The following is a 7,453-nucleotide window of genomic DNA, read 5'->3' on the forward strand; positions in this document are numbered from 1 at the left end:
TCGCTTTGCGACGTCATGATGGACGCTCCTCCTACGTTGTCATGTTGTCAGACTTCTTTGGTCGACGATCGATAATGTGACCGCGATCAATGGTAAGCGCAACCTCTTTTCGTTGAGTTTCGACTGCTTTTCATCAGGTTGTGGCCAGAGGCCATGCTGGCGAAGGACCCCGGCGCAATGCCGGGGGTGTACGTGATTTTACGGCTCAGGCGAGTGAGGCCAGAGTCGATTTCAGCTCCTCAAGCAGGGATGTTTGGACGGGGATGCCGCGGCTCTCGTTTCTAGCGCGAGCTTCGTAGCGGCGCTGCGAGGGCAGGCGGGCGCCCTGGCTGGTGATGGCGGCGAACATGTCTTCCGCCCGCCGCATGTTCTGCTCCATGCCGCTGCCGAGGAAGACCTTGGGGTCGAGGGCGATGATGATCTCGCCGTGGCAGGGCGCCACGCCGGCCCCCTCGTCGAAGGCCATGGATTCAGCGCTCGTCATGTCGGCGATCAGCGGACCGGCCATGAGCTCGATCATGGCCGAAAGGGCCGAGCCCTTGTGGCCGCCGAAGGTCAGCATGGCGCCTTCCATGGCCTTGGTGGCGTCCGCCGTGTCATTTCCATCGCTGTCGATCGCCCAGCCGAGCGGGATGGGTTTGCCGGCGCGTCGGTGCAGCTCGATCTCGCCGCGAGCGGCGGCGCTGGTGGCAAAGTCGAAGACGAACGGGTTCGACGCGGGACGCGGCCAGCCGAAGGCAATCGGATTGGTGCCGAAGACCGGCTTCTTGCCGCCGGCCGGCGCGACCCAGCTATGGCTTGGCGTCATGGCAAGCGCCACGAGCCCGGCCTCGGTGATTTCCTCAATCTCGGGCCATAGCGCCGAGAAATGGTAGCAGTGGTTGATCGCCATGGCGGCGATACCGAAGCGGTTCGCCTTGCCGATCAGGTCTGGCAGTCCCTCGCGAAAGGCGAGCAGCGAGAAGCCGAACTTGGCATCGACCTTGACAATGCCGGGCGCCGAAGCATCGATAGCCGGTACGGCTTTTGGGTCGACCTTGCCCTTGCTCACCGTCGCGACACAGCCGAGCAGGCGCCAGAGACCGTGGGAAAAGCACTCGTCGCGCTGGGCCGAGACGACGGACTTCGCGATCGCTTCGGCATGGCCTTCAGAAAGCCCTGCCGCGAGAAGGATGTCGGTTGCGAGGCACTTGGCGTCTTCGAGTGGGATGTATTCGAGATCCTGGGACATAATCAGGCTTTCCTGTCGTGTTCAAAAGAAAGGGCCGCCAGCGCGATGCGGCTGGCGGCCCGGAGTTCTGCTGGACGGGCCGGACTGCGGCTCAGGCGGCCTTCGCCGCCTTCGACGGACGGGTGGCGGCAGCCTTTTCGACCATGGCGGTGATCTCGGCGCGGCGAGCACCCTGAAGGATCATGCGCGGCATGCGGACGCGCTCGGAGCCGCGGCCCATGATCTGCTCGGCCAGCTTGATTGTCTGCACCAGGTCATGTTCGGCATCGAGATGCAGAAGCGGCATGAACCAGCGATAGATGCGGCGAGCCTCTTCCCAGTCGCCGCGGTCGACGGCGGCGACGAGCGCAACCGATTCCTGCGGGAAGGCACTGGTGAGGCCGGAGACCCAGCCCTTGGCGCCGAGCATCATGCCTTCAAGCGCGACGTCGTCGAGGCCGGCGAAGATGTCGAAGCGGTCGCCGAATTCATTGATGAGGTCGGTGAAGCGACGGGTATCCGGGGCGCTTTCCTTGACCGCCTTGATGTTCGCGACGCCTTCGAGTTGGCGCAGGACGTCTGCGCCGATGTTGACGCGGTAGGCCGGCGGGTTGTTGTAGAGCATGATCGGCAGAGAGGTCGCTTCGGCAACCGTCTTGAAGTGGGCGACCAGCTCTTCGGGCTTGGGCACATAGACCATGGCCGGCAGCAGCATAAGGCCGTCGGCGCCGGCCTTTTCGGCGTCGCGGGCATAGGCGACGGCGCGGCGGGTGTCGAATTCCGATACGCCGGTGATGACCGGAACGCGACCGTTAACGACTTCGACGGCGCCCTTGAGGATCTGGCGCTTTTCTTCCGGATCAAGCGAATTGTTCTCGCCGCAGGTGCCCATGACGATCAGGCCGTGCACGCCGTCGTTGACCAGCGCGTCCTGCACCCGGCGGGTGTTTTCAAAGTCGATCGACAGGTCTTCGTTGAATTGGGTCGTTACAGCGGGAATGACGCCGCGCCAGCCAGTGGTCATCGCAATCTCCTTGGGTTGGTGTGATATATCAGTATGCAATTTGTCGACAAGTGACAAGGTGGTGACGCGTGTTTTTGTCGAGGACCTCTGGTCCGGCTCCTGCCTTGATCCTCCGGCGCCGGGGTCGATGCGGACATGTCTCCGGTGCCGGTATCGTGAGGGATCAGCCAAAAGGTTCGGTCGGCCCCTTGGCGGGCGTCGTGAACCATTGCGGTCCGGTTTCAGTCATATGGATATGGTCTTCGAGACGGATGCCGAAGCGGCCGGGCACGACGATCATCGGTTCGTTGGAGAAACACATGCCCTCTTCAAGCGGGGTCTGGTTGCCGCGCACGATATAAGGTGCCTCATGGATTTCGAGGCCAAGGCCATGGCCGGCGCGGTGTGGCAGGCCGGGAAGGGTGTAGTCGGGGCCGAGGCCATGACGAACGAGCACCGCGCGGGCGGCGGCGTCCAGGCTCTCGCACGGCGCTCCGATCCGGGCGGCGTCGAAGACGGCCTGCTGCGCCTCTCGCTCCATCGTCCAGATTCGCGTGAATTCGGCAGTGGGTTCGTCGAGCATATAGGTTCGGGTCAGATCGGAATGGTAACCGTCGATCCGGCATCCGGTATCGACCAGGATGACGTCGCCCGGCTTGTAGGTCTGGTCGCCATCGGCGCCGTGCGGCAGGGAAGTGGCTTCGCCGAAGGAAACGATGCAGAAGCTTGAGCCGCCCTCTCCGCCGAGTGCACGATGCTGCTCATCGATGAAGCGGATGACTTCGGAGGCGCGGATGCCGGGCTTGATCAGACTGTGGGCGCGCTTGTGGACCTCTATCGTGAGGTTCATGGCGTATTGGATGATGGCGATCTCGCTTGCCGACTTGCACAGGCGCAGGGCGCGGATAACCGGTCCGCCATCAATCAGGCGCTCAGGTCCGAATTGCCGGGCGAGCGCATGAAAGACGAAAAGTGGTAGTGCGTCGTCGAGCGCCAGCTTGTCTTTCGAGGGCACGAGCGATGCGACGAGAGCGGCGCTGCTCTCTTCTTCCTGCCACGTGTGAATTTCGCCGGGCAGATGCGGCAGGCTCTCGACGCGGCTCTGTTCAAAGCCGGGCACGACATAATGCAGCGCCGTCGGCGTCACCACGGCGCCCAGCAGACGCTCACTCTGGTGCCAGACGAGGCCGGTGAAATAGCGAAGGCTTTCGGTCGAGCCGAGGAGGATCGCGCCGATCCCGTTTTCGGTGAGGGCCGCCCGCAGGCGCGTGAGGCGGGCGGCTCTTTCCTCGTTCGAGATCGGGGTGAAGGACGGTTGAGTGGTCATCGCATTTCTCTTCGGGATGGAGGGTATCAATTGTCAGGGGGGCGCCTTAGCGGAACCGGCCAGGGTGGAAGGGCGCGAGGGCGACGTTTTGGGGCCGGCCGGCTGCAAGATCGCAGACCAGCCTGCCGGTCGCCGCCGACTGGGTGAGGCCGAGATGACCGTGGCCGAAGGCATAGAGGACCGCGGGGCTTGCGCTGGAGCGTCCGATGACGGGAAGGCAATCGGGCATGGAGGGGCGGAACCCCATCCATTCGCGGCCACCCTCGGTCTTCATCTCCGGCAGGAAGCGCGCGGCTTTCGCTAGCAGTGCTTGGGAGCGCCGATAACTCGGCGGAAGTTCGAGCCCGCCCAACTCGACCGCTCCTCCGACCCGGATGCCGTTCGAAAGGGGTGTGACGACGAACGCATGGTCGTTGAAATAGAGCTGGCGGCGCAAGGGGAAGCTCTCAGCCGGAAGCGTGGTGTTGTAGCCGCGCTCGGTTTCGAGGGGCAGGGGATCGCCCAGACGGGCGGCAAGTGTCTTCGACCAGGCGCCGCCGGCCAGAACGACCGTTGTGGCGGTGATCGTCGCCCCGTCGGCGAGCGTCAGGACCGCCATGTCGCCTGTTGGCGCAATGTCCATGACTCTCCCCTTGCGCAGGGTCGCGCCACGCGCCACGACCAGATCGGCGACAGCGCGCGCCAGTCCTTGCGGATCATTCACCTGAACGCCATCGGGCGAATACATCGCGTGGCGGAACTGCGGGGCAAGGCCCGGCTGCAATCGCTCGATGTCGGTTCGCCCGACGCTGGTGAACTGGAAGCCTGCCTTTTCCTTTTCAAGCCAGTCCGGGGCGGCAGCATTGAAGCTCTTTTCGCTGTCGTAAAGGTCAAGCGTGCCAGTCGTGTCGAAGAAGGAAGCGAGTTCGGCGATGCCGCGGACATGCTGCATCTCGGTGGCGGCGAGGCCCATCATGTCCGTCTGGGCGGCGATGCCACGTGCGAAGGCCGCGCGCGAACTGGCGCGCCAGAAGTGCCAGAGCCAAGGGGTGATCTTCAACGCATAGGCGGGTGGTATGCTCAACGGTCCGAGTGGATCGAGGAGCCATTTTGGCGCCTTGAGCATGACGCCCGGCGAGGGGATCGGGATGATCTCGGGAAAGGCTAGAATGCCAGCATTGCCGGCGCTTGCGCCAGATGCGACTTCGTCTCGTTCGATGAGTAGAACATTGCGGCCGTCCGCTTGCAGGTAAAGGGCCGCCATGACGCCCACGATCCCGGCTCCGATGACGACGACGTCGGCATTTTTATCGGCACTCATATCATTTTTCCGTTTGGTCTGTTTGTTGAAAGCGGCCGTCCCATCTGTTCACAGATTGTCGATCGCCAACGCCTTGTTCATGTCGCGTGCGACATAGTCCTGAATCTGCCGGACGATCTGGCCGGCATGCGCGATAGCAAGGCGGTCCGCCGTTTCGACGTCGCCGGCCTCGATCGCGTTGATCATGTCCTCGTGTTCCTCCACATATTGCAGCGGTAGCCGATCATCGAAGGTGGAGTAATAGAGGCGCAGGATCCGCCGCCCCTCGTCGAGCAGGCGCGTGAAAAAGCTGGTGTAGTAGGGATTGCCGCCGAGTTCAGCGATCGCGACATGGAATTCGCGGTTCGCTTCGATCATCGCATAGGCGTCGTGTGCCCGGACCGCGGCTTCGAATTCGCTCTGGCGTTCACGAATCACGGCCATGCGCGCCGCATCCTTGTGACTCGCGGCGGCGCGGGTGGTGACGCGGTACATCAGTGTCAGCGCGTCGAAATACGGCGGCAGGCTGGCGAAATCGATGGTCGCGACGATCGTGTTGCGGTTCGGCAGCGTGGTTACGAGGCCATCTGAGGAGAGCCGGAGCAGGGCCTCGCGCACTGGCGTTCGCGACATGCCGAAGCGTTCCGAAAGCCGGACTTCGTCGAGCTGGCTTCCAGGCGGCAGGCTCATTGACAGAATTTCCTGCCGCAATCGGTCATAGATCGTCTGGGTGCCGGAACCGCGCGAACGCGGGGCCCTGGACTTGCTTTCCTCTGACGTCATTTCTGCCTCTGGTCACCTGAGTCTGATCTTTGCGAAAATGTGGTTGCATGCATATTGTCGACAGTAAATTGGCGCAACAGTTTTATCGTCGCACCGCGCGCGGGGGCTGGACTGCCGTCGAGACGGCAAGGCCCGCGTCAGTGCTCCGACGCGGGCCTTGTATATCTTGTCAAACGGCCTGGTAACGTTGATCGTGCGGTGATTGCCCGTCAGTTGGTCATGGTCGAGCGATGGGCCCATCCCGTCATTCGCCGCTCAAGCCAGGCCATCAGCGCGTACATGGCGATGCCTTCAATGGCGAGCATGAGCAGGCCGGCGAAGACCAGCGGCACGTTGAACTGGCTCTGGGCGGAACTCATCATATTGCCGAGGCCATAGTTCGAGGCGACCGTCTCCGAGACGACGGAACCGACGAAGGCGAGCGTGATGGCGATCTTCAGGGAGCCGAAGAAATAGGGCATGGAACGCGGAACGCCGACCTTCAGCATGATGTCCATCTTCTTTGCGCCAAGCGCCCTCAACACGTCCTCTGTTTCGGGCTCGATGGTGGCGAGCCCGGTCGCGACGTTGACGACGATCGGGAAGAAGGAGATCAGGAAGGCGGTGAGAACGGCTGGCACCGTGCCGATCCCGAACCAGATGACGAGAATCGGCACCAGCGCCACCTTCGGAATGGCGTTGAAGCCGATCATCAGCGGATAAAGGCCGGCATAGATGGTCTTCGACCAGCCGATGAAAAGGCCGATGCCGAGGCCGGCGACCACGGCGAGGATGAAGCCGAGGGTCGTCGTGTAGAGCGTCTGCAGCGAATTCTTCCAGATTGGCGACCAGTATTGCAGGATTGCCTGGAAGACGCGCGTCGGAGAAGGGAGGATGGTCGGCGGCATATCGAGCGCCAGGACCAGCAGTTCCCAGGCGGCGAACATGGCGAGTGTGTAGAGCCAGGGGGCTGCGCGCACCCAGTTGATCCGGTCTATCAGCGGTTTGCGGGCAGAGAGTGTTGCGGTCTTCTCTACGATCGTGCTCATGCTGCCACCCTCGCATTGGCGATCTCGCCGTGCAGCGCGTGCACCATTTCGTTGAAGCGGGTTTCGTACATCAGTTCAAGATCGCGTGGCCGGGCGAATGGCATGCGGTGCTCGGCCAATACCCGTCCGGGTCGGCTGCTCATGACGAAGATCTTATCGGCGAGGAAAACGGCCTCGCGCAGGTCGTGGGTGACGAGGATGATGGTGACGCCCTGGGCCGCATGCAGGTCGCGGATGACGCACCAAAGTTCCTCGCGGGTAAAGGCATCGAGCGCGCCGAATGGCTCATCGAGCATCAGCAGTTCCGGTTCGTGGATCAGCGCCCGGCAGAGATTGGCGCGTTGCTGCATGCCGCCCGACAGCTGCCAGGGAAACTTCGATCCGAAGCCCTTTAGGCCGACGATCTCGAGCAGGTTCTCGGCCTTCTGAATGTATTCCTTCTTATGGGCGCGCAGGCGGTGGCGGTGCTTCTCGACGATCTCGAGCGGCAGAAGAATGTTCTCGAGCGTCGTGCGCCAGGGCAGCATGGTCGGGTTCTGGAAGGCCATGCCGACGATCGAAACGGGCTCAGTCACTTGCCGGCCGGCGACGATCACGTCGCCGGTTTGCGGAATGTGCAATCCGGTAACGAGCTTCATCAGCGTTGATTTTCCACAGCCCGATGGCCCGACGACCGCGGCGAATTCGCCCTTGTCGACTTTGAGATTGAGATTGGAGACCGCCAGCGTGCCGGCGGGTCCGCCATAACGCATGTCGACGTTCTCGATGGAGACAAGATGGGCCAAAGGTCACTCCGGAAGGCAATTAGGTCAGAAATAAAAGC

The 7,453-nt window shown here is 62.7% G+C and carries 7 protein-coding genes; all 7 read right to left on the reverse strand.

Annotated features, from left to right (window positions below):
* Positions 1-205: 205 nt before the first annotated feature.
* On the reverse strand, positions 206-1,231 hold the full coding sequence (locus tag RNA01_RS22455) for an Ldh family oxidoreductase (protein WP_147182343.1): 1,026 nt from the start codon (positions 1,229-1,231) through the stop codon (positions 206-208).
* A 91-nt stretch (positions 1,232-1,322) separates the two neighbouring features.
* Complete coding sequence (locus RNA01_RS22460; RefSeq protein WP_147182344.1) at positions 1,323-2,234, reverse strand: dihydrodipicolinate synthase family protein; 912 nt, start codon at positions 2,232-2,234, stop codon at positions 1,323-1,325.
* Between the two features lie 163 nt (positions 2,235-2,397).
* Entirely contained in the window at positions 2,398-3,540 is a 1,143-nt protein-coding gene (locus tag RNA01_RS22465) for a M24 family metallopeptidase (RefSeq protein ID WP_147182345.1), read from the reverse strand.
* 46 nt (positions 3,541-3,586) lie between these two features.
* On the reverse strand, positions 3,587-4,840 hold the full coding sequence (locus RNA01_RS22470) for an NAD(P)/FAD-dependent oxidoreductase (protein WP_147182346.1): 1,254 nt from the start codon (positions 4,838-4,840) through the stop codon (positions 3,587-3,589).
* Between the two features lie 48 nt (positions 4,841-4,888).
* Positions 4,889-5,602, reverse strand: coding sequence for a GntR family transcriptional regulator (locus RNA01_RS22475; protein ID WP_147182347.1), 714 nt, complete (start codon positions 5,600-5,602; stop codon positions 4,889-4,891).
* Positions 5,603-5,811: 209 nt separating this feature from the next.
* Positions 5,812-6,630, reverse strand: coding sequence for an ABC transporter permease (locus tag RNA01_RS22480; RefSeq protein ID WP_147182348.1), 819 nt, complete (start codon positions 6,628-6,630; stop codon positions 5,812-5,814).
* Positions 6,627-7,415, reverse strand: coding sequence for an ABC transporter ATP-binding protein (locus RNA01_RS22485; RefSeq protein ID WP_170253616.1), 789 nt, complete (start codon positions 7,413-7,415; stop codon positions 6,627-6,629). Before RNA01_RS22485 ends, RNA01_RS22480 begins: the two co-directional genes overlap by 4 nt.
* Between the last annotated feature and the right edge of the window lie 38 nt (positions 7,416-7,453).

Origin of the sequence: Paenirhizobium naphthalenivorans, assembly GCF_007992095.1 — a bacterium.
Classification (GTDB): Bacteria; Pseudomonadota; Alphaproteobacteria; order Rhizobiales; family Rhizobiaceae; genus Allorhizobium; species Allorhizobium naphthalenivorans.

What these genes read in the sequence shown, in the direction of transcription:
- RNA01_RS22455 (WP_147182343.1), bottom strand. Translation starts at nt 1,231, where the DNA reads ATGTCCCAGGATCTCGAATACATCCCACTCGAAGACGCCAAGTGCCTC.
- RNA01_RS22460 (WP_147182344.1), bottom strand. Translation starts at nt 2,234, where the DNA reads ATGACCACTGGCTGGCGCGGCGTCATTCCCGCTGTAACGACCCAATTC.
- RNA01_RS22465 (WP_147182345.1), bottom strand. Translation starts at nt 3,540, where the DNA reads ATGACCACTCAACCGTCCTTCACCCCGATCTCGAACGAGGAAAGAGCC.
- RNA01_RS22470 (WP_147182346.1), bottom strand. Translation starts at nt 4,840, where the DNA reads ATGAGTGCCGATAAAAATGCCGACGTCGTCGTCATCGGAGCCGGGATC.
- RNA01_RS22475 (WP_147182347.1), bottom strand. Translation starts at nt 5,602, where the DNA reads ATGACGTCAGAGGAAAGCAAGTCCAGGGCCCCGCGTTCGCGCGGTTCC.
- RNA01_RS22480 (WP_147182348.1), bottom strand. Translation starts at nt 6,630, where the DNA reads ATGAGCACGATCGTAGAGAAGACCGCAACACTCTCTGCCCGCAAACCG.